Raw genomic sequence first — 19,482 nt, forward strand, 5'->3', positions numbered from 1 at the left:
GCACGGACAGGGATCCGTTGGGGGCGGGTTGAGTTTCGGGGTGGTGTCGCTTCGGCGATGTTCTACTGTCGCGTCATGCGGGTGGTCCTATCGGGGACTCACGCGAGCGGAAAGAGCACGCTGATCTTTGATCTCGTTCTCCGCCATCGTGGGGTCGCCATGCCGCCCGATCTGTGCGCCGTTGTGACGAGACGGGGGAAACCCACGGGCCATGTTCGCGTCGCACAGGCCCACCTTCGGGTCGCGACAGTCGGCTCGGCGCACTCGAGTCAGCCGTCCCGTGGATGCCTCGGAGCCTTGACGTGTCGACAGTTGACGTGGATCATCAGACCCAATCGCCGTCCTGTGGGAGGTATCGTGCCGCATCCACGTCTCGAACCCCCCTATGATCTCAGCCCGCTCCGCACGGTGCTGATCGGTATCGATTTCCAGCAGGCCTTCGGTGAGGGGGCCTGGGAACATGTCCCTGGTGCGTCCGCCGCTATCGACAACTTCCGCGTCGCGGCACGAGCGTGGCGTTCCGCAGGAGGGCGCGTCGTGATGATTCGAGAGGCATACACCCCCGACGACTTCCCCGCAGCGATCCGCGACGAGATCGTACTCGTCCACCCGCTCATGCTCGGAAGCGCCAACTGCGAGTTCCACCCCGACCTGCTCGTCGACGGAGACCTGAGCATCGTCAAGAAGGGTTTCTCCGCGTTCGCCGCGAGCGAATTGCCTGCCCTGCTGGACGACCGAGGCTGGGACACGGTCGTCATCGGTGGCCTGACGACACCGATCTGCGTCACCACGACGGCCGATGGTCTCAGCATGGCGGGCACCAAGGTCGTCATCCTCAGCGACGCGTGCGCGTCCCAGCCCTTCGACGGGGTGCCGGGCGAACTCGCCCACAACGTCGCGCTCGCACGCTTCCGTTACCAGTTCGGGCAGACCCTCACGACCGAGGAGTTCCTCACGCGCCTCTGATGGTCGCGGGCGAGGCTCGTCGGGAGGACATTCGTGCGTCGGCCGCCCGGCCTGTGTCGTCTGTTGGGCTCACAGCGCAGGGGTCTTTGGCGTCGTCGCGGCCACGGTGGGACTCTGCCACGACGTCGATGGCAGGGTTGCGCAGCCTCGTCGCTCGCCACGAGCGGAATCCTGAACCGTGATGGCCCACTCTGAGCAGGCGCACTGATCCCCGCCTGAGCCGCCCTCGCCCGACCCGGCCAGCGTCGAGCTCGCCGCAAGTCGCTCCGGTCGAGACGGTGTCGCTTACGCCTTCAACGTCACATCGCCTCAACTCTGGCTCTCATGGCGGACAAGTAGGCAGCGTAGCTCCATGTCAGGTTGTGAACACTGCGCTCAAAGCCGGTTGCGCCGTCGAATTGCTCCGAGAGCTCCAAGTTGTCACTGTGGTAGATAACGGCACGCAGCATCGAGTCGCCGGTCGCGACCAAGGCGGCGGCAGCGGACGCGGGGGCGGTCGACGCGCCGATGCCGGATTGGGCGAAGAATCGTGTTGACAAGTCATCTACGGGGACGTTCCCGTTCGCCCTGATATCGGCGGCGAGCTGGTAATGCAGTTCAGCAACGTTGCACGTCGACAGGGCCCAAGGATGACCACCTGGTATCGGGTGCGAGGTGTCGCCATCGTAGACATCGCCGGGGTAACGGCCGAACAGCGGCCCGATGCCGTACTTCTCCTTATCCGCCTTGTTGATCGGGTAGAAGACGATGCCGCCCTCCTCCCATTGCGATCGCAGCTGGGCCGCCGTGGCCAGCAGTTTGGTGTCCCCGACGGGAATGGCGCCGTAAATGGCTGACTGGACGACGTCGATGTTCGGGTCATAATCGCTGACGACCGGATTGTGGGGCGATGGCGGGACCCCGTTACCGGAGTCGGCCATCAGACTCACGTACTTGCCTCCGTCCCAGTGTCCTGCTACGGCTTGGCGGAGCCAGTCAATCGCGGGCTGCAGCCCAGCGGGCTTGTCGATACCGGCGATGGTTGATGCTTCGATGTCTTCGAAACAGCGAAGCTGGGCGGACCTGGCGAAGAGGCTGTAGCCGGTGTGCTCCTCCCAGAGATTTGTGGTGGGAGCCTTGTAGACCTCGAGGAGGAAGGCCACATTCGCATTCACCAGCCCGGCTGCCTGACTCTGGATGTCGGGATCGAGCTGATCATACGCGGCTAGAAGACTGGTCGATTGCAACGCCGGACCATCGTTCTGCTCGGTCCATGGGCGGGGGTCTCCGGCAATGGTGAAGCACGCGTGACCCTGGCTCAACGGGGGTTGGATGTTGGACCGGCAGAGGCCCGCGAACCTTACATAGTTATTGAGCGTCTCCACGGTCCCTCCTGGGCCTGGGGGCATGCCGGCCTTAGCCACCTCCATGGCCGCGATAGCCGCATCGCGCACCCAGTTGAAGACATAGTCCTCGTCGATGCCTGGAGTATCAGCCGGGAAGGATGGGGCGGCGATCACGCAGCCCGGCATCGAGTCCCTGGAAATGTCACCCGGCGCCTGCGGGTCGCTGAAGATGAAGCCGTCACTGGCGATGTTCCGAAACATGAATGTGTACATGAGCGGCACCAGCGACGCCAGATCGACCCCTCCTGGGGCGAAGGAGTTTTGCACTTTCACCCGTGCCCGGGAAATGCCGGCAGGCCGGTTCGTCCGGGCACGAATCGTGGCTGCACTGGTTCCGGACAAGGACATCTGCAAACTCCATTCCCTTGAAGAGGCCTAGGTCAACTCGCGGATCAACGGAAGGTCTTCGCGGCGCTTCTCCCCTACGCCGACGACGCGGCCGCTGTCGTCATGATTGTCGCGAATTGAATGGGGATCAAGTGCGCAAGGCCGGCAGAACGGTCGGTCTCGACCTCTGTCGTCGAAGGGCCGGCATCCCCGTCCGTCCGGCGACGACCTGCGTCCCCGGCACCGAGGAACCGTTCTTCCTCGACAACGTCACCCGGTGGGCGCTCGCGTTACGCGCGGCGGTTGCCGACGTCGCGCTGCAACAGAGAACCAGCGACCACGGCCCCGGACTGTGGCGAGCCATGCCGCTGAGGGATCATTCATCAACTCAGCCCTGGATGATGCTTGGCCGCGCGCCCGGGACGCTGGAGAAGTGGCTTTTCAACAACAGCACTTAGCCTGGGCGGATGCTCAACGTCACCTATCGCGAAGTCGGGGCCACTTCCGGCGAGCTGCCGGCCGGGTACCACCACGTTCGCGCTGAGTGCGTCGTCGGCCATGGTCGGGAAGAGTTCGAGCGAGCGTCCGACGATCTGTTCGCCGGAATGGTGCAACGTCGGGCTGGTGCAACCATCCACCTGTCCGACATCCCGCTGCGCGAGGGCACGCACGTGCGGATGCTGTTGCGTCTCGGGCCGTTGACATTCAGGATTCCCTGCGAGGTGGTGTGGGCAGAAAGGACGACCGGCCTCTGCGGCTTCGCCTACGGGACCCTGCCCGGCCACCCGGAGCGTGGCGAAGAGCGCTTCGAGCTCCGCCTCGACCCCTCCGGCCAAGTGATCTTCCGGATCGTTGCGTTTTCTTCGCCCGCGCGTTGGTTCACCCGGCTCGGAGGACCGGCCGCTCGCCGCGTTCAGACGCGAATGACCCGCCGCTACCTCAAAGCCCTCGTCACGACGCCACCAACGGGTGGATAGCGTTTCCGTTCGGGAGCTCGGTCTTCGCGACGGGACCCCGCCCTCAAGCGGATCACCGACTGTGTGCCCTAATCGGGGGTCGCTCGCGGCTTGAGCCGGCATGGTGGCAGTGGCGATGCGGTACCTGGCGTTGTCAAAGCTGCTCCTGCTGGCTAGATTCGCCTTGTTCCCTAGGGAAGGACAGATTATGAGCAGCCGCGATCGTTGAAATACCAAAGCGAGCCCCCGCCGACTGAGTCGCGCGGGGGCTTCGTCTTCCCCGCGACCCGACTCTGATCACGATTGTCCCGGGAGAGCGCCGCAGAGGTCCCCGTTTCGAGGACGGCAGGCATAGGGATCGCTTGGCGGCCGTTTGGAACGCGGGTCGCGGTGTCGCGTGTATAGGTACTTAGCGCCGATTGAGGTACAGTCTCGACAGAAGTCTGGTGAAATCGACTTTCACTAAGCGAAACCGTCCTCGGCCTTGTTGCGAGCGGGTGTACCGCTGCCAGTGGCCATAGCAATCGGGTTAGCAGTTTGGCACGCGAGGATAGGAGTCCCTATGACCAGCAAGATCTCCGATGTGCGCATGCGGGACCCCTTCATCCTGGAGTCACCACCAGGGCGTTTCACTCTGGTGGGAACGACGGATGCAAACCTCTGGGGCGGTCCCGCAACCGGCTTCGACTGTTACACCAGCGCAGATCTCGAAGACTGGGAAGGCCCGATCCCGGCCTTCCGACCGCCGCCAGACTTCTGGTCGGACACACAGTTCTGGGCCCCGGAGATTCACCCATACGAGGGTCGGTTCTACATGTTCGCGACGTTCGCCAACTCGAGCAAAGGAGCCGGCCCCCGTGGCGTAGCGGTACTGGTCTCGGGTCATCCCACCGGGCCGTTCACGCCATGGAGCGATGGTCCCCTGACGCCTCGACAAGTGCCGTGCCTGGACGGCACACTCTTCGTGGACGACGGGTTGCAGCCATGGCTGGTCTACAGCCGCGGCGCCGAGGGGCTGCCCGGCGGTGCGCCCGGAATTTCTGATGGCGAGATGTGGGCAATTCGGCTCTCGTCCGACCTGAAAACAGCCGTGGGTCAGCCTGAACTGCTGTTCACGGCATCGAGCGCTGGATGGAGCAAGCCACTGTGGTTCCCCGAGGGAGTGGAACCACCCGAGCAGCTTAACCTCGGCAAGGACCCCCTCTTCACCGACGGACCGTTCCTGTTCCGATCCTCGGACGGTCATCTCCTGATGCTCTGGTCCAGTTTCGGTGAGGAAGGATACGCGATGGGAATCGCGAAGTCCGAAACCGGGACAGTCCTAGGTCCCTGGACCCAAAGACCTCGACCCATATGGGCGCGCAACGGCGGCCACGGCATGATCTTCACCAATGCCTCCAAGGCATACCTGGTCTTCCACTGGCCGAACGACACCCCCAATGAGCGCGTCAAACTCGTGGAGGTTGAAATCGGCGCCGATGACGTCCACATCGTCGGTTAGCCCCTCGCGATACAGACATGCGAGCCGATCACATCCGACGCGGCAATGCGCAGTCGTTTCCGCGAGTGGATGCGTTCTTAAGCTAGGCCGAGACCCAGTTGCGATGCGACGATTCCCGTCGAGCACGTTGCGGTCATGACTCGTCCAACACACGATCGACCACTGACCTCACGACTCCTGCCTGCTGCTGGAGTCGTGAGTGGCGATCGGCTCTCGAATGAACGAGCTGCTCGCAAGACGACCGGCTATCGGATGCCTCCGGGGAGACCAGAGACTCGGCGTAGTGAGGGTCAGATGCGCCGACGTGGTCTTCAGCCGTGCGCGGGCAACTGCTGCAGAGTCCAGGTGTTGCCATCCGGATCGGCGAAGGTGACAAATCGCCCCCACTCCTGCTCGTCTACGCCGTTCGCATCGACGCCGGCTTCGCGAAGCTGCGCGAGCGCGGCATCCGCATCAGCCACAACGACCTGGATGTTGTCCAGGCCGCCCGCCTCCATCTTGCTGCCCAGGCCAGTGCCAATGGCGATCGAGCACGCGGAACCAGGGGGCGTCAGCTGCACGAATCGCAGACCCTCGTACGGCTCGGAGTCGAAATCGGCGTGAAAGCCGATGCCGATATAGAACTCCTTGGCGCGGTCGACGTCCGACACGGGTACGAAGATCAGCTCGATCTTCCAGTCCATGATGTTCCTCTCGGTCGTGGCTTGCACTCTCAGGTTAGGAGGCACTTCGGACAGAGCACGTCCGCGATGCGCCCCCCAACCGTAGACCGACTGCCGCGGCGGGCCCCCACGCCTTTGATGCCGCTGGCCCCGCGCTCAGCCCGTTCGCGTCCGCGTCGACGCCTCAACTGGTCGAGGTCAAGATCGCTGCGACGATGACGACGGGCGTCCAACCGTCTAGCCTGCACAGCGACCGACGTACGGACGCGAAGCGACCGTCCCGTCTGAACGAGGAGACGAGTCTCACATCTGCGGGGCGAGCAACCTTGACCGCGGTCAGTAGCGGATGATGGCGGTACATCGGTGCGACTGGCGCGTTCGACCGGCAGTTGCCCAAGCGCGCGGATGGCTTCAGCCGAATCACGGAGCGTCTTCGCGGACGACTGCAGGACACGACCGAGACCGACACCCTGGACTGTGCGCACGTCTGCCGAGCTTGTGCAAATGCGGACCCCCCGTCTGCCTCGCGTCTGATGCTCCTGACGATGACGAGCGTGAGGTGAACGAGTCACTCGAGCGCCCGCTGAGAGTGGATGACGAGACCCGATCGGTCGTGGCGATCCGAGCTAGCCGGTGAGGACGCGGTCCAGTTTCGCGAACGTACGTCGCCAACCTTGTGCGTAATCGTGATCCGACCCGCCGCGGAGCTCGCCGTGCACGAAACGCATTCGCGTCCCGGTTTCATCCGCCGCGAAGAGCACCTTCACTCGTGATGGGGGGTTGGTTTCGGTGACCCACGACCAGGTGAAATCCAGTTCGGTCATTTCCTCGACGCGGAGATACTCGCCAGTGCAGGTGTGCAGGTCACCGCTGGAATCTTGAAATGAGATGACGAAACGGCCACCTGGTCTCACGTCGAGTGCCGCCGATGTCACGACGCCGTCGGGGTCCGAGCCCCACCAGCGACGCACGAGCGCCGGATCCGTCCATGCGTCCCAAACGACTTTCTGGACAGCATCGAAGTGGTGATGGACGGTGATCGATGATGCGGGCTCCTCGGCCATGCGACGAATGCTATCGCCGCGGTCCCCCCTGGCGCACCGAAGGCGACACGGCCGATCGACCGTCAATTCTTCACGAGCTTCGTGGCGAGCCTCCGTCGGCGCCCACGCTCGCAGAGGGACCCCGTGCGGGCGAACGGTGTCGTTCATCACCTCAGGGCGCGCTCTCCAGGATCGGGTCTGGACGCGGCTGTGCGGCGCTGAGTGTGCACCGTCCGGCACCCCGCCATCCATTCGCCCTAGCGTCGCGCCGCGCTGGGTGGCGGCGTGCTACCCCCAGCCGAGCTCCCGCAGCCGGGCGTCGTCGAGCCCGAAGTAGTGCCCGATCTCGTGCACGAGCGTGATGCGCACCCGAGTACGCAGCGCGTCGAGGTCGGCGCTGTGCTCCTGCATGTTGTTCTTGTACAACGTGATCCGGTCGGGAAGCTCCCCGAAGCCGTAGACCCCGCGTCTTGTCAGCGGATGTCCTCGGTACAGCCCGAACAGCCGCGGCCGCTGCCCCACGGGCTGGTCTTCGATGACGATCCCGACGTTCTCGAGCCCGCCGACCATGTCGTCGGGCAGAGCGTCGAACACCTCGGACACCATGCGCTCGAACTCGTCGTCCGAGATCTCGACCATGGTCCCATCTTGCCCGCTCTCGGCGCAGCGAACGACCGCATCCTCATCCCGATCGCACGCGCTCATACCCGCACACAACGAACCCCTTGAGAGCACTGCCCTCATACGGATCGGTATGGGCACGCCCGCCCCCTACGCGATACGGGCATCGCCGATTCAGCGATCGCACGCGAAGGTCTCCCTCCGCTCAGCGCGCATCGCGCGGTGCACGACCGGCCTGCCTTCAGCGCGCGTGGGGATCAACGTCCTTACCCTCACCAGCCGTCGATGTGCAGGACGTCGTCGAGCGGCGCACGGTGGGCGGGTCGGAAGTCCGTTCCAACGGTGTACGCGACGGGCAACAGCACGCCTTGGCGCACGCTCGGCGGGATGCCGAGGAGCTCTGCGACCTCGCGCTCATACGCCAGATGCAGGGTCGTCCAGGCGCTGCCGAGACCGCGTGCCCGCAGCGCGAGCTGCAGGCTCCAGGCGGCAGGGAGAAGTGACCCCCACAGACCGGCCTGACTTCCGGGCTCGAACTCCTCGTCGCCCGTGAAGATCGCGCCGATCACGAGGACCGGGACGTCGCCCATGTGCTCGGCCAGGTAGTCGGCGCTCGATGAAACCCGCTGCTGCACCGCCTGGCGCGTGGGGTCGGCGTAGGTGCGGGCACTGGCCGCGCGATACCGGGCGAACGATCGCGCGTACAGCGAGGCGATCGCCTGGCGCTTCTCCGGGTCGGTGACGACGATCCAGTGCCATGTCTGCGCGTTGCTCCCTGTCGGCGCCTGGAGCGCGACCTCGAGCGCTTCTCGGACGACCTCGACCGGGACGGGTCGTTCCAGGTCGAGCCGTCGCCGCACGGAGCGGGTCGTCGTCAGCAGCTCGTCGGGGCTCAATGGGAGTACGCCGGTCATAGCCCGACATTATCGGGCGCTCGGAACCCTCGGCGCTCCTTCGTCTCGCAGCGCGGCACGCCGGTGTCGCAGCGAGCGAGCCAACCTTTCAGGCACGTCCGCCGTAGACCCACCGAATCCTGTCGGTACGCCGGCGAACGTCCGCGTGATCGTGACCACGGCGAACATCCCCACCTCGGGTGCATGCGCGTCCCGGCCGATCGGATCGCATGACCACCGCCAGCGGGCATCACCGCGAGCGTGCCGTGCACGATCCGGGCGGACCAGCCCGGGTAGACCGATCCGGCGATCTCGGCTTGTCGGAACTCTTCCCGGTTTCGTCCCTCGCAGGATTCCGGGGCGATCTTCGCCGGCGACGAAGGATGCCATGCTGGGATCTGTGGCTGCGGGACGGCGGAGACAGATCGGATGGCTTCTCGCCGGGTACGGCGGGCTGGCAGGGTTCCTCGCGCTCGAGGCACTTCGCGGGTCTGGCGGCGCGGCCAGCTTGACTGCCTCGGAAGATGACCAGGGAACCACCCGCATGATCGCGACCGCGTACGGTCTGGCGATCAGCGCCCCCATCCTCGCGCGGCCGCTTCCCACTCGTCCGCTGCCGCCGCCGGTCGCCGCTGTCGGGCTTGTGCTCCAGGCGACGGGTCTCGGCGTGCGTGCCTGGTCGATGCGAACCTTGGGCCGGTCCTACTCGCGCACGCTTCGCACCGAGGACGATCGACAAGCTGTTGTCGAGACCGGGCCCTACAGGTGGATTCGCCACCCGGGTTATCTGGGGTCGTTGCTCACTTGGGTCGGGTTCGCTCTCGCCTCCCGCAGCCTGCCCGTCGCTATCCTCGTGCCGTCGCTCCTCGCTGCCGTCTACGTCCGCCGTATGCAGGCGGAGGAGCAGTTTCTGCGCCGCGATCTTCCCGGCTACATCCCGTACACCTCCCGGACATGGAAGCTGCTCCCGTTCGTCTGGTGAGCGCGGTATTCCCTCCCGTCAGTGCGTCCAGCAAACGCGACAGCTGAGCGAGCGCCATGCTGCGAGGACGCGGTCTATTCGGGCGCTGCGGTTTCGTCTCCTGCCCCCAGCTTCGGTACGGAATCCACGCCCGAGCCCGACGGTCGCTGGTCATCCCGCCCTTGAGTGGATGATGAACACATCCGCACGGGACGGTCGGAGGCCGACTTGGTCCCCGATCCGAGGTGACCCCTGTCGTCGGACCCGCCGACAGTGATCCCGAACAGATCCTCGTTACCGCGAAGTGCGATGCAGCGGGTCCTTACCGGTGGGCGGGTTTGAGGCGTTGACCGGCGCGAGCGATTCCAGTTCACGCAGAGCGCAGAGCATGGGCCGGGGCTAACCGGGCCGCTCGCGCCGCCGGGTAGATCCCGGCGATCGCGCCGACGACGATGGTGGCCAGGACGGCCAGTCCTGCGACCCGGCCGGACACCACCGGCGAGCTCCCCTGCGCCGTGGCCACGATCCAGGTCACGGCTGCCCCGATGGCGACCCCGGCGACACCCCCGCACGCCGACAGCAGGATGGACTCGAGGAAGAACTGCACCGCGACGTGACGCGACCGCGCACCGAGCGCCCGTCGCAGTCCGATCTCAGTTCGCCGCTCGAAGACGGCGATGACCATGATGTTCGCGATCCCGACGCCACCGACGAGGAGCGCGACGCCTGCGAGCGCCACGAACAGGTCCACGAACGTATTGCGCGCCTCGAGCCGTGCGGCCAACACGTCGGAGGGGCGACGAACCTCGACCTGGTCGGGGGCGGCCGGGGACGCCGTGAACGGGAGCACTGCGGCCACCGCTGCGGTGCGATCCGGGTCGGTCCTGACGTAGATCCGGGTCGGTGTGCCGTCGAACCCGAATTCCGCATTCGCGAGCGGATAGCTGACGAGGACCGCGTCGTCGAGTTCGGGCGCGACCGTGATCGGGCCCAGTATCCCGATGACGGCGAAGTAGCGTCCGTCGATGAAGACCTGCGTCTGCGGGCCGAGCCTGTCGATCCCGAGGTTCTGGGCGGCGCTGAAGCCCAGGACGACTTCGGGATACGAATCGGCCACCTGGCCCAGGTACTGCCCGTGCAGGAGGCGCCCGTCCAGCGCCGACAGCAGGGAGCCTTGTGCCGCGACGACGCTGATACCCGACGTGTCGATGGACGGCACGGCCGCGCTGCGCCGCACCGTCGCCCCGGACAGGATCGCCACAGCCGTCACATGCTCGACCGGTGGGATCGCCCCGATCATGGTTTCTGCTGTCGTGGGCAGTGGCGTGATGTTCCCGGTGAACGTCTGGCCGGTTGCGACCGTCAGGAGGTTCGCTTCCGCGCCCAGCTGCGCCAGCAGTCGCGCCTGCGAGGAATCCGACAGACCGAGCACCGCGACAAGGGCGGCGACGGCCACCGCGATTCCGAGCGCCGAGAGGATCGACCGGGTACGCCGCGCCGCCAGCCCGACGCCCGCGAGACGAATCGCCTCGCCGGCACGTAGCCGCGAGCGGAGCCCTGGGTGCGCTGTCATTGCTCGCATCATCGGGCCCCGGAATCGTCTACGATCCGTCCGTCGCTCAGCACGACGCGACGGTGCATGGAGGCGGCCACACGCGTGTCGTGGGTGATCACCACGACGGTCGTGCTCGGGCCGGCGAGCCCCCGAAGCAGTTCGATGACCGATTCGCCGCTCACCGAGTCCAGGTTCCCGGTCGGCTCGTCGGCGAGCACGAGCGAGGGGTTGCCCACGATCGCGCGCGCGATCGCCGCACGCTGCTGCTCACCGCCGGAGAGCTGGCCGGGATGGTGGCCGCTGCGCTCCGCGAGCCCGACGCGTTCCAGCGCGTCGCGAGCCGCCGATCTCCGCTCCTTCCCGGCGATACCCCGGTAGAGCAGGCCGGTCGCCACATTGTCGAGGATGCTGAGGTGGCGGAGCAGGTGGAACTGCTGGAAGACGAAGCCGATGCAGTTGGCGCGCAGCGCAGACAGTGCATCGTCGGTGAGGGTCGAGGCGTCGATGCCGTCGATGGCCACGCTTCCGGTGGTGGGCACCTCGAGCGTCCCCAGGATGTTCAGCATCGTCGATTTGCCGGACCCGGACGGACCTGTGATCGCCACCGTCTCACCCGTCTCGATGCGAAGGGAGATGTCAACGAGCGCATTCACGGGCGTGGGCGAAGGGTAGGACTTGCTCACGTCGGCGAGGAGCACCGCCGCGCTCATGGTGCCGGCACCTCGACGATGTCGCCTTCGTGGAGCCCCGCCGACGTTACCTGCACCAGCGTTGACGCGAAGAGGCCGGGGGTTACCCCGGTGAGCTGTCGGGCACGGCCGTGCATAACGTAGACCGCGTAGCCGCCCTCGCTGAGCGCGACAAGGGCAGTGATCGGCACGGCCAGGACATTCTCGACCGTCTTGTCTGTGACGTTGACAGTCACGGGCGCCTGGTCGAGTCCGGCGGCGGCCGTCGGTTGGTCGAGCGTAACCGTGACGGGCAGGGTCACGTCCGCCCCGCGTCCTCCTGAAGACTGCTGGCCGCCGGTACCGGACGAGTCGGTGTTCGCCGTCGCGACGTCCCCGAGCGCTGCCACATGACCGTTCAGCGACGCGCCAGACGGAAGAAGGACCGAGACAGCGTCTCCCCGGTGCACCAGGTAGGTCTGCGACGTCGGCACCTCCGCGATGACCCCGACGGCGGACGAGTCGACCATGAGCACGGGGTTTCCCGGCTGCACCAGCGCGCCCAAGGGGGTTGGGATTGAAGCGATGCGGACGCCTGACGGCTCGAAGACGACGGCGCCCAGCGCGACTACACCCGTCTGGGCCTGCCCGGTCGCGGCCTGCCAGTGCAGCACAGCCCTTCGCGTGATGGATGTGAATGTGCTGTCGACGGTGAGGTCGAGTCCAGTGGCATAGCCGAGAGCGACCAGGTTGCGTTCGAGCTGCGCGACATCCGGGCCATCCGTCATGCCCCACCGGAAGTCGCGCCAGGCCGGACGTGCCCCGTACATCAGCGTCACAGGCGAACCGTCGACCTCGACCAGTGAGGACCCGCGCTGTTCGTTCGTTCCCGGAATCGGAAGCGCTGTGACCGTTCCGCCGGGAGATCCCCCGAACACGGGGGTCGGAAGCCCGTGCCCAAGGATTCCCGACAGCTGGGTCGAGCTCGACAAGGTCGTACGTTTCACGACGGCGGTTGCCACCGGGACGTCGGTGGCCGATGCCGCACGGGATGCCTGACCGTGCAACATCAGGAATCCGGCGAGCGATCCGCCGACGACCACAGCGGTGGTGACGATGATCCCCAGCAGGGCGCGCTCAGCCACGAGCGAGGGCGCTCAGCGACGACGCCCGCACCTCGGCGTCCAGCAGCTTGCGGCAGGCGTGGAATGCCCTCTGCAGCGAGGGGTCCTGCTTTCCGAGCGCACCGTGGTTCGGGATCTCGTCGGCGCTGAGGCCGAAGCCGTGGCCCGGGGTGAAAGGCGTGGAACTGTTCGGGTCGCGGTAGTCGGGCAGACCATTGGCGCGCAGGCACTGCGCAGCCTTCACACCCGCGGCCACGAGCGCGGGAGGCGCCGGGGGCTCGTCCGTGGGCGAGAATCCCGCCGAGGCGATGAGGGATGAACACGCCTGTTCGAGCGCCTGCGATTGCGAGTCGCTCAGGTTCTGGAGGCTGCGGGAATCTGTATAGACATGCCCGGACGCGTCGACGACCGGATCCTGGTAACCCGGGACGCCGTGCGAACGGATGCATTCCGCCGCCGCGTGCAGCTTGTCGGGCTGGGCGGCACCTGCCGCGACGTGCGACGCCCCGCCCCCGAGGTGCGGCACGTCGCGGGACGTACCAGCGGCGCATCCGGTGAGCAGCACAACGAGGGAGCAAACCGCTGCGGCCGTGACGATGATCTTCATGATCGACCTCCTGAGCTCGAGCTGTCGACCGAACACGGATGCATCCGGTCCTGATCCCGTTGTACGAGGCGATCGGTTACACCAGCCGAACAGACCGTGTTAGGCCGTTGTCATCCCGGCAGACGCACAATTGGTCCGTGCGAATACTCGTCGTCGAGGACCACCAGGTGCTCGCAGATCGGATTGCGGAGGGCCTGCGCGATGCCGGTATGGCCACCGACGTCGTCTACGACGGCGCACGCGCGCTGGAGCAGGCGGATGCAGTCCCCTACGACGTCGTGGTCCTCGATCGCGACATCCCGGTCGTCCACGGGGATCGCGTATGCCGCGAATTGACCAGGGATGGTGGCGAGACTCGCGTGATCATGCTCACCGCCGCGAGCGAGATCTATGATCGCGTCGCCGGCCTCGAACTCGGCGCCGACGACTACCTGTGCAAGCCGTTCGCGTTCGAGGAGCTGATCGCGCGGGTCCGGGCCCTGGCGCGGCGCGAACCATCACGGCCGGCTGTCGTCGTGCGCCACGACCTGACCATCGATCGTGCGCGCCTGCGGGTCTCCCGCGGCAGCAGTCTCATCGTGCTGACGCACAAGGAGTTCGGCGTGCTCGAATACCTGGCCTCGGCGGACGGCGCCGTCGTCAGCGCGGAGGAGCTCCTCGACCATGTCTGGGACAGGAATGCCGACCCGTTCACCAACACCGTCGCGGTGACGATCGCACGGCTGCGCAAGAAGCTCGGCGAGCCGCCGCTGATCACGACCGTCGTCGGGGCCGGGTACCAACTATGAGAAGGGTCCGGCTCACCGCCCGTACGCGGCTCACCCTGCTCTTCGCGGGACTGTTCGCCGTCGGTGGTTCGATCCTCCTCCTGATCACGTACGCTCTCGTCGCGCAGAACGTCAGAGTCGCCGACATCAACAACCCGGCATCCGATCTGACTTTCCAGAAGGCCTGTGCCAACCTGGGCTCGTCCACCAAGCCGATCGACGAGAACCTCAAGTTGAAGTGCGCGGCGAGCGTCAAGCTCGGCGCTGCCGCGGCAGCCTCTGCACAGCGACAGGCGATGCTCGACGACCTCCTGCTGTACGCAGCGCTCACCCTGGTCGTGACCACCCTTCTCGCCGCCTTTGTCGGCTGGCTGATCGCCGGACGCATCCTCAGGCCCATCCAACGCCTCACGGAAGCGGCGCGGACTGCGAGCGAGAACAATCTGAGCCAACGGCTCGGACTGTCGGGGCCGCACGATGAGATCCGTGAACTCGGCGACACATTCGACGCGATGCTCGACCGGCTGGAATTCGCGTTCCTCGCCCAACGCCGGTTCATCGCCAATGCCAGCCACGAACTGCGCACACCGTTGACGGTCATGCGCACCACCCTCGACGTCGTACTCGGGAAGCGGTCGCCGACGAACGCCGAACTCGTCGCAATGGGCGAGGATGTCAGGGCAGAGGTCGTGAACGCGGACGCACTGATCACCACCCTGCTCACACTCGCCCAGAACGAAGGCACCATCCGCTCCCCCCAGCGCGTCGAGTTCGGCGCTCTCGTCGAAGCGGTGGTGGAGCGTTCGGACTTCGGCGGACTGACCCATGAGGTTCGGATCGAGGAGACGACGGTCGACGGGGATCGGCTCCTCCTCGAGCGGCTGGTGTCGAACCTGGTCTCCAACGCGATCCGCTACAACATTCCGCACGGGGATGTCCGCATCGAAGTCACCTCCTCGGACCCTTTCGCAACCATCCGTATCGTCAACACCGGCAAGCCGGTGCCACCGGATCGGTTGGGCGACATCTTCCAGCCGTTCACGCGGCTAGACGAACGGGTCGGAACCGAGGGCTTCGGGCTCGGCCTCGCCCTCGTCGAGACCATCGCGACAGCCCACGGCGGAACCGTGGGAGCGATCGCGCGTGAGCAAGGCGGTCTGGACATCTTCGTGCGCCTGCGCTTAGCGTCCGCCCCCGCATCCGCTGCGACCCCGCCCGCAGTCGAACTCTCAGACGCCTGACACAAGCAGCCCGTTCGGTACGTTCCCCGTTCCGAGCGGAGTCGCGCACGTCGCCGGGCTGGACCGGGAAGCGCACCACGCGTCGACCGACACGACCTTCGGCATCTTCAGCTGGGACGCGTCACCGATTCAGAGCCGATAGCCGTACCCAGCCGTGAGGTTGGTGGCGGTGCGGGTCTTGTGAATGCCGAGCGCCTCTGGGCTTGGTGGAGATATCTGAGTTCTCTCTGCACCGTGGAAATCCATCCTCGCCGCGGGCACGCCAGCTGTCACAGCGTCTCCAACTCTTGTGCGAACTGCGCAACCAACAGCGTGTGAATGGCCGCGTCCATTTGAGCTATCGCCCTCGAATACTCCGACCGGGCAGCACCCGCCACAGTCAACCGGACAATCTGGAGCTTGCTCCTCTGGTCCTCCAGGACCTGTATCGGGTCCATCAGTGGTTCCTCCGTTCTGCACATTCATGAGCTTTGAGGTCTCTCCGGATCGTGCTGATACGCCCCCGCCACGGTCGATGCCATCCACATCGACATCAACCCCCGCACAGGCCCGATGCCGACCTGGGCTGGGTGGCGCGATTCTCCGCCCCCGCGCCCAGTGCGTGCGACCAGGCCGTACGGATCCAACTCGTCACACGCGACGCATCCGCTCCGTTCGATCCCGTGGCGTCGATCTTGACGCCGGACGTCACCGCGGCCTACGCAGAGGTCAAGCAGCGCGGATACGAGATCGTGTACCCGCTGACCCACGAGGCCTGGGGGGTGCACCGATTCTTCGTCCGCGCCCCCGACGGCAATGTCTTCAACATCGTGCACCACGACAAGTGAGGTGCGCGCACCCCGACCCTCCACCGCTCGTCCACGGAAGCGTCCAGTTGCCGATGTATCACGGCGCGCGCGTGCGTGCTCCTCCGCTGCGGCGCAATATCGGCGCGAAGGACTGGAGGGCATCATGGTTGGCGCGACGTACGACATTCTCATCCCGATCCAGACGCCGCTCGCCCCGGGCGCGAACATCAGCAGCGTCGTCTTCGACGTCGCAGACGCTCGCACCGTCGAGCTGATGTTCTCGATCACCTCACCGCAGGCGGACGTGCATTGGCGCGTGCACTTCGGACCGACACCGAACAACGGCTACGCCACAGCCCGACAAGGTGACTTCGGCCGGTTCAACACGATCGCGATTTCTGTGCCGGTGTTCGGCACGGGCGTGTTCGTAGCCGTTGAAAACAACGGGGCGAACGCCACCGCCGTTGACGGCAACATCAGGGTGATCCACGGTCTCGCGTGAATCCTCACGCGCCGACGCCACGTCTCCGCCCGGGTCTGGAACTCCTGCTGTCCAGCCGCCCGCTCCGGCGAGGCTGGGGCACTGCCTTGTCCTCGAGGAAATCCGGAACGGTGTTGGCTTCGAATCAGTTGCGTGACCTCCGACATTCTCTCGAACAACCCCCCGATGGAGCGGCGAAGCCCCGCGCTGACCGCGAATGACCGCGCGCTCGGGCTCCGCCGGCAGGTGGTGACGACGTCCTGGGGACGCGTCATCGTGCGGGCGAGTGCGGCCACCGGCGGTACCGCGACGATCCTGCTTCACGGTGCTGCGGGGTCATGGACGACCTGGACGCCGCTCCTCCTCGCAGCGGAGCGGTCGGGGAACCCGCTCACCAACGTGGTCGCGATCGACCTGCCTGGATGGGGTGAGAGTCGTGCCCCGGCATCCGGGCTCGACGCAGCGCGGCTGAGCCGCGTGGTGTGCGAAGTCGCGGGGGCGCTGGGCTACCGACGCTGGATCGTGGTCGGCCACTCGCTCGGCGGCTTCGTCGCCCTCGATCTCGCCGCCTGCGCGCCCAGCCACGCGGCGGGGGTGCTCCTCATCTCACCCTCGGGTCCCGCCGTGATCGACGCGATCCGTCACACGGTACGCGGCTGGGTCACCCTGCCCGGATTCGCCGGGATGCTGCTGATCATGCACCTGCTCGCACGTTTGGGTGCGGTGGGCGCTCACTTGGTGCGCGCGCTGAACAGCGCGGGGATCCTCCGCGTCCTCAGCGCCCCGCTGTTCGCCGAACCGGCGCACGTCCACCACAGCGTGATAGATGCGTTCTCGGAAGAGTTGCGACCGCGTGCGTTCATCGACGCGGCGCGCGCCGCCGCCGCGTACGACGTGTCGACCTGGCGCGCCATCACCTGCCCGGTACTGGCGGTCCGCGGCGGACGAGACCTCTTCGTCCGCGACTCGGACTGCACCGAGTTCGCGAAACTCATCCCGGACTTCACTCAAGTGACCGTCCACACCGCCGGACACTTCGCCGCTATCGAGCAGCCCGATGCAGTCCTCGACACCATCCGCTTGCTCGCACAACTCGACAAGAGACCGTCTACGGCTGAGACCGTACCTGGAGGCGTTGACAAGCGTTGGGATGTGAACAGCTGACATCGCCTGCCGCCGCGCGTCAGCGTAGCGCGGAGGCCCTTGGCGAAGGTCATTGACGAAGCCCGAATCTGCGCGCATGGACCGGAACAGTCCACGGGCCTCGTCTCTGTCGGCAGCGCTCATCTGCCCCCACCACTGGCTGACGTTCGCCCGGCACGTGCACGATCTCAACCTTTCCAGCGCTCGTGGATATGAGCCGCACCCGGACCACGGCACCGGTGTCGCCCCCATCCGATGCGGCACGGTGACAGACCGCCCGTCGGCGGGCTGACTCTTCTGGAACAACCGCCGTACTCAACCTGCCTGGCGATGAAGGCTGTCGGCGGGCAGACGAAGACTGACATTGCGGCGCCTCCAAGTGAGAGCGAGACTTGCTGCGCGATGCGGATCAGTGAGGGGATGGTCATGGTCGACGAAGGGCTGATGGCCAGCGCCGTGTGCCTGATCTGGCGAGCGCCGGCTAGTGATGGCTGAACAGCTGCGGCGAGGTGCTGCCCGATTCCTGTTGGCGTTGATCGACGCGGGCGGGACCGTCCCGCCCGCCATCGGTCTCGCCGCCGAACTCGTCCGGCGGGGTCATGCCGTGCACGTACTGGCGGATCCGACGATCGAAGCGTCGGCCAGATCGGCGGGTTGCGCTTTCAGCCCATGGCGGGATGCGCCCCATTTCGACTCCCGATCCGAGCAGACGGCAGTGATCGCCGCGATGGAGGGGCGCAATCCGGTGCGCGCCTTCCGGGCGGTCAAAGACTTTGCTGGGAAACAGATGACCAGGCGCTACGCCGACGACGTCGTGGCGACCGTTCGCGAGTTCCCCGTGGATGCCGTCCTGGCCGATGCCCTGCCCGGAATTCTGATCGGCGCCCAATCGACCGGCCTGCCGACCGCCGCTCTGCTTGCACAGACCTACCTGCGGCCGACACCCGGCCTGCCGCTGATGGGAACCGGCTGGTCGCCAGGCCCGGGTGTGCTTCGCCGGGCGAGGGACTCGGTGGCGCCGAAGACCGCTTCGTGGCTCCTGGACCTCACCCTGCCACGGCTCAACGTCGTGGTGGCAGGCTACGGACAGCCGCCGCTGCGCGACGTGTTCGAGTTGTTCGACCGATGCATGAAGGTGCTGGTCATGACCAGTCCGTCGTTCGACTTCGTCGCCCCGCGACTGCCGGCCAATGTCAGATACGTCGGGCCACAGCTGGAGGACCCCGGGTGGGCTGCGGGTCAGTGGCATTCTCAGGGCACCGACCCGCTCGTGCTCGTCGCCACCAGTTCGATCTTCCAACACCAGGTCGACCTGCTGCAGCGCATCGCTCGGGCACTGGGCCAGCTGCCGGTCCGTGGGCTCATCACGACCGGCCCCGCGCTAGGTCCGGACGAAATCGAGGCGCCGCCGAATGTCGAGGTCGTTCAGGCGGCGCCTCACAGCCGGATACTCCCCGAGGCATCGGCCGTCATCACTCACGCCGGCCACGGCACCCTCATCAAAGCTCTCGCAGCCGGTGTCCCGCTGGTGTGCATACCGATGGGCCGCGACCAGAAGGACAACACGGTGCGAGCTCTTCGGCACGGTGCCGGCGTACGCCTGAGCGTGAAGTCGACGCCGGACAAGATTGCGGCGGCTGTCGCCGACATCTTGGACAATCCTCAGTACACGGCAGCGGCTCGCCGTTTCGCGCACATCCTCGCGCAGGAAGCCGCAACGACGCCCAGCGCGGCTGACGAAGCTGAAGCCATGCTGCGAAGCTGACGGCATGGTGTAACGAACGCCCTCACGA

General features: G+C 66.3%; 20 protein-coding genes. 11 read left to right on the forward strand and 9 right to left on the reverse strand.

Features of this window, described 5'->3' with window-relative positions:
• Nucleotides 1-159: 159 nt before the first annotated feature.
• Complete coding sequence (locus ABD212_RS16870; RefSeq protein WP_344096915.1) at nt 160-966, forward strand: cysteine hydrolase family protein; 807 nt, start codon at nt 160-162, stop codon at nt 964-966.
• 299 nt (nt 967-1,265) lie between these two features.
• Here the strand turns inward: ABD212_RS16870 and ABD212_RS16875 are convergent, their stop codons facing one another.
• Entirely contained in the window at nt 1,266-2,699 is a 1,434-nt protein-coding gene (locus ABD212_RS16875; RefSeq protein WP_344096874.1) for a glycoside hydrolase family 15 protein, read from the reverse strand.
• Nucleotides 2,700-2,830: 131 nt separating this feature from the next.
• On the opposite strand from ABD212_RS16875, the gene ABD212_RS16880 reads away from it, so the two are divergent.
• The 3 genes from ABD212_RS16880 (at nt 2,831) to ABD212_RS16890 (ending at nt 5,135) form a co-directional block, all read left to right on the forward strand.
• Nucleotides 2,831-3,136: a hypothetical protein gene (locus tag ABD212_RS16880; protein ID WP_344096876.1), complete on the forward strand. Its 306-nt coding sequence runs from the start codon at nt 2,831-2,833 to the stop codon at nt 3,134-3,136.
• Between the two features lie 9 nt (nt 3,137-3,145).
• Nucleotides 3,146-3,655: a DUF1990 domain-containing protein gene (locus ABD212_RS16885; protein WP_344096878.1), complete on the forward strand. Its 510-nt coding sequence runs from the start codon at nt 3,146-3,148 to the stop codon at nt 3,653-3,655.
• A 541-nt stretch (nt 3,656-4,196) separates the two neighbouring features.
• Nucleotides 4,197-5,135, forward strand: coding sequence for a glycoside hydrolase family 43 protein (locus tag ABD212_RS16890; RefSeq protein WP_344096880.1), 939 nt, complete (start codon nt 4,197-4,199; stop codon nt 5,133-5,135).
• Between the two features lie 311 nt (nt 5,136-5,446).
• Here ABD212_RS16890 and ABD212_RS16895 read toward each other — a convergent pair whose 3' ends face one another.
• From ABD212_RS16895 to ABD212_RS16910, 4 genes are all read right to left on the reverse strand, one after another.
• Nucleotides 5,447-5,818, reverse strand: coding sequence for a VOC family protein (locus ABD212_RS16895; RefSeq protein WP_344096882.1), 372 nt, complete (start codon nt 5,816-5,818; stop codon nt 5,447-5,449).
• A gap of 605 nt (nt 5,819-6,423) precedes the next feature.
• Nucleotides 6,424-6,861 (reverse strand): SRPBCC family protein, encoded by a 438-nt coding sequence (locus ABD212_RS16900; protein ID WP_344096884.1) that lies wholly within the window; start codon nt 6,859-6,861, stop codon nt 6,424-6,426.
• A 267-nt stretch (nt 6,862-7,128) separates the two neighbouring features.
• Nucleotides 7,129-7,479: a metallopeptidase family protein gene (locus tag ABD212_RS16905; protein ID WP_344096886.1), complete on the reverse strand. Its 351-nt coding sequence runs from the start codon at nt 7,477-7,479 to the stop codon at nt 7,129-7,131.
• Nucleotides 7,480-7,733: 254 nt separating this feature from the next.
• Nucleotides 7,734-8,375: a nitroreductase family protein gene (locus tag ABD212_RS16910; protein WP_344096888.1), complete on the reverse strand. Its 642-nt coding sequence runs from the start codon at nt 8,373-8,375 to the stop codon at nt 7,734-7,736.
• Nucleotides 8,376-8,742: 367 nt separating this feature from the next.
• Between ABD212_RS16910 and ABD212_RS16915 the strand changes: the two genes are divergently transcribed.
• Nucleotides 8,743-9,336 (forward strand): methyltransferase family protein, encoded by a 594-nt coding sequence (locus tag ABD212_RS16915; protein ID WP_344096890.1) that lies wholly within the window; start codon nt 8,743-8,745, stop codon nt 9,334-9,336.
• Between the two features lie 349 nt (nt 9,337-9,685).
• Here the strand turns inward: ABD212_RS16915 and ABD212_RS16920 are convergent, their stop codons facing one another.
• Genes ABD212_RS16920 through ABD212_RS16935 form a run of 4 tightly spaced genes read right to left on the reverse strand, consistent with a single transcriptional unit; the run spans nt 9,686 to nt 13,269 of the window.
• Nucleotides 9,686-10,888, reverse strand: coding sequence for an ABC transporter permease (locus tag ABD212_RS16920; protein WP_344096892.1), 1,203 nt, complete (start codon nt 10,886-10,888; stop codon nt 9,686-9,688).
• A gap of 8 nt (nt 10,889-10,896) precedes the next feature.
• Nucleotides 10,897-11,580: an ABC transporter ATP-binding protein gene (locus tag ABD212_RS16925; protein ID WP_344096894.1), complete on the reverse strand. Its 684-nt coding sequence runs from the start codon at nt 11,578-11,580 to the stop codon at nt 10,897-10,899.
• A complete protein-coding gene (locus ABD212_RS16930; RefSeq protein ID WP_344096896.1) occupies nt 11,577-12,683 on the reverse strand; it encodes a peptidoglycan-binding protein in 1,107 nt (368 codons plus the stop codon). The genes ABD212_RS16925 and ABD212_RS16930 overlap by 4 nt, the downstream gene beginning before the upstream one ends.
• The gene (locus ABD212_RS16935) at nt 12,676-13,269 is read right to left on the reverse strand and encodes a hypothetical protein (RefSeq protein WP_344096898.1); all 594 of its coding nucleotides are present in this window, start codon (nt 13,267-13,269) and stop codon (nt 12,676-12,678) included. The genes ABD212_RS16930 and ABD212_RS16935 overlap by 8 nt, the downstream gene beginning before the upstream one ends.
• A 137-nt stretch (nt 13,270-13,406) precedes the next feature.
• On the opposite strand from ABD212_RS16935, the gene ABD212_RS16940 reads away from it, so the two are divergent.
• The 6 genes from ABD212_RS16940 (at nt 13,407) to ABD212_RS16965 (ending at nt 19,454) form a co-directional block, all read left to right on the forward strand.
• Nucleotides 13,407-14,057, forward strand: a complete 651-nt coding sequence (locus ABD212_RS16940; RefSeq protein WP_344096900.1) for a response regulator transcription factor — start codon at nt 13,407-13,409, stop codon at nt 14,055-14,057.
• Nucleotides 14,054-15,277 (forward strand): HAMP domain-containing sensor histidine kinase, encoded by a 1,224-nt coding sequence (locus tag ABD212_RS16945; RefSeq protein WP_344096902.1) that lies wholly within the window; start codon nt 14,054-14,056, stop codon nt 15,275-15,277. The genes ABD212_RS16940 and ABD212_RS16945 overlap by 4 nt, the downstream gene beginning before the upstream one ends.
• 662 nt (nt 15,278-15,939) lie before the next feature.
• Nucleotides 15,940-16,104: a VOC family protein gene (locus tag ABD212_RS16950; protein ID WP_344096904.1), complete on the forward strand. Its 165-nt coding sequence runs from the start codon at nt 15,940-15,942 to the stop codon at nt 16,102-16,104.
• A gap of 124 nt (nt 16,105-16,228) precedes the next feature.
• Entirely contained in the window at nt 16,229-16,567 is a 339-nt protein-coding gene (locus ABD212_RS16955) for a hypothetical protein (protein ID WP_344096906.1), read from the forward strand.
• A 132-nt stretch (nt 16,568-16,699) separates the two neighbouring features.
• Nucleotides 16,700-17,710, forward strand: coding sequence for an alpha/beta fold hydrolase (locus ABD212_RS16960; RefSeq protein WP_344096909.1), 1,011 nt, complete (start codon nt 16,700-16,702; stop codon nt 17,708-17,710).
• A 466-nt stretch (nt 17,711-18,176) separates the two neighbouring features.
• A complete protein-coding gene (locus ABD212_RS16965; protein ID WP_344096911.1) occupies nt 18,177-19,454 on the forward strand; it encodes a nucleotide disphospho-sugar-binding domain-containing protein in 1,278 nt (425 codons plus the stop codon).
• Nucleotides 19,455-19,482: the final 28 nt, after the last annotated feature.

It is taken from the genome of Microbacterium deminutum, from assembly GCF_039530205.1.
GTDB lineage: Bacteria > Actinomycetota > Actinomycetes > Actinomycetales > Microbacteriaceae > Microbacterium > Microbacterium deminutum.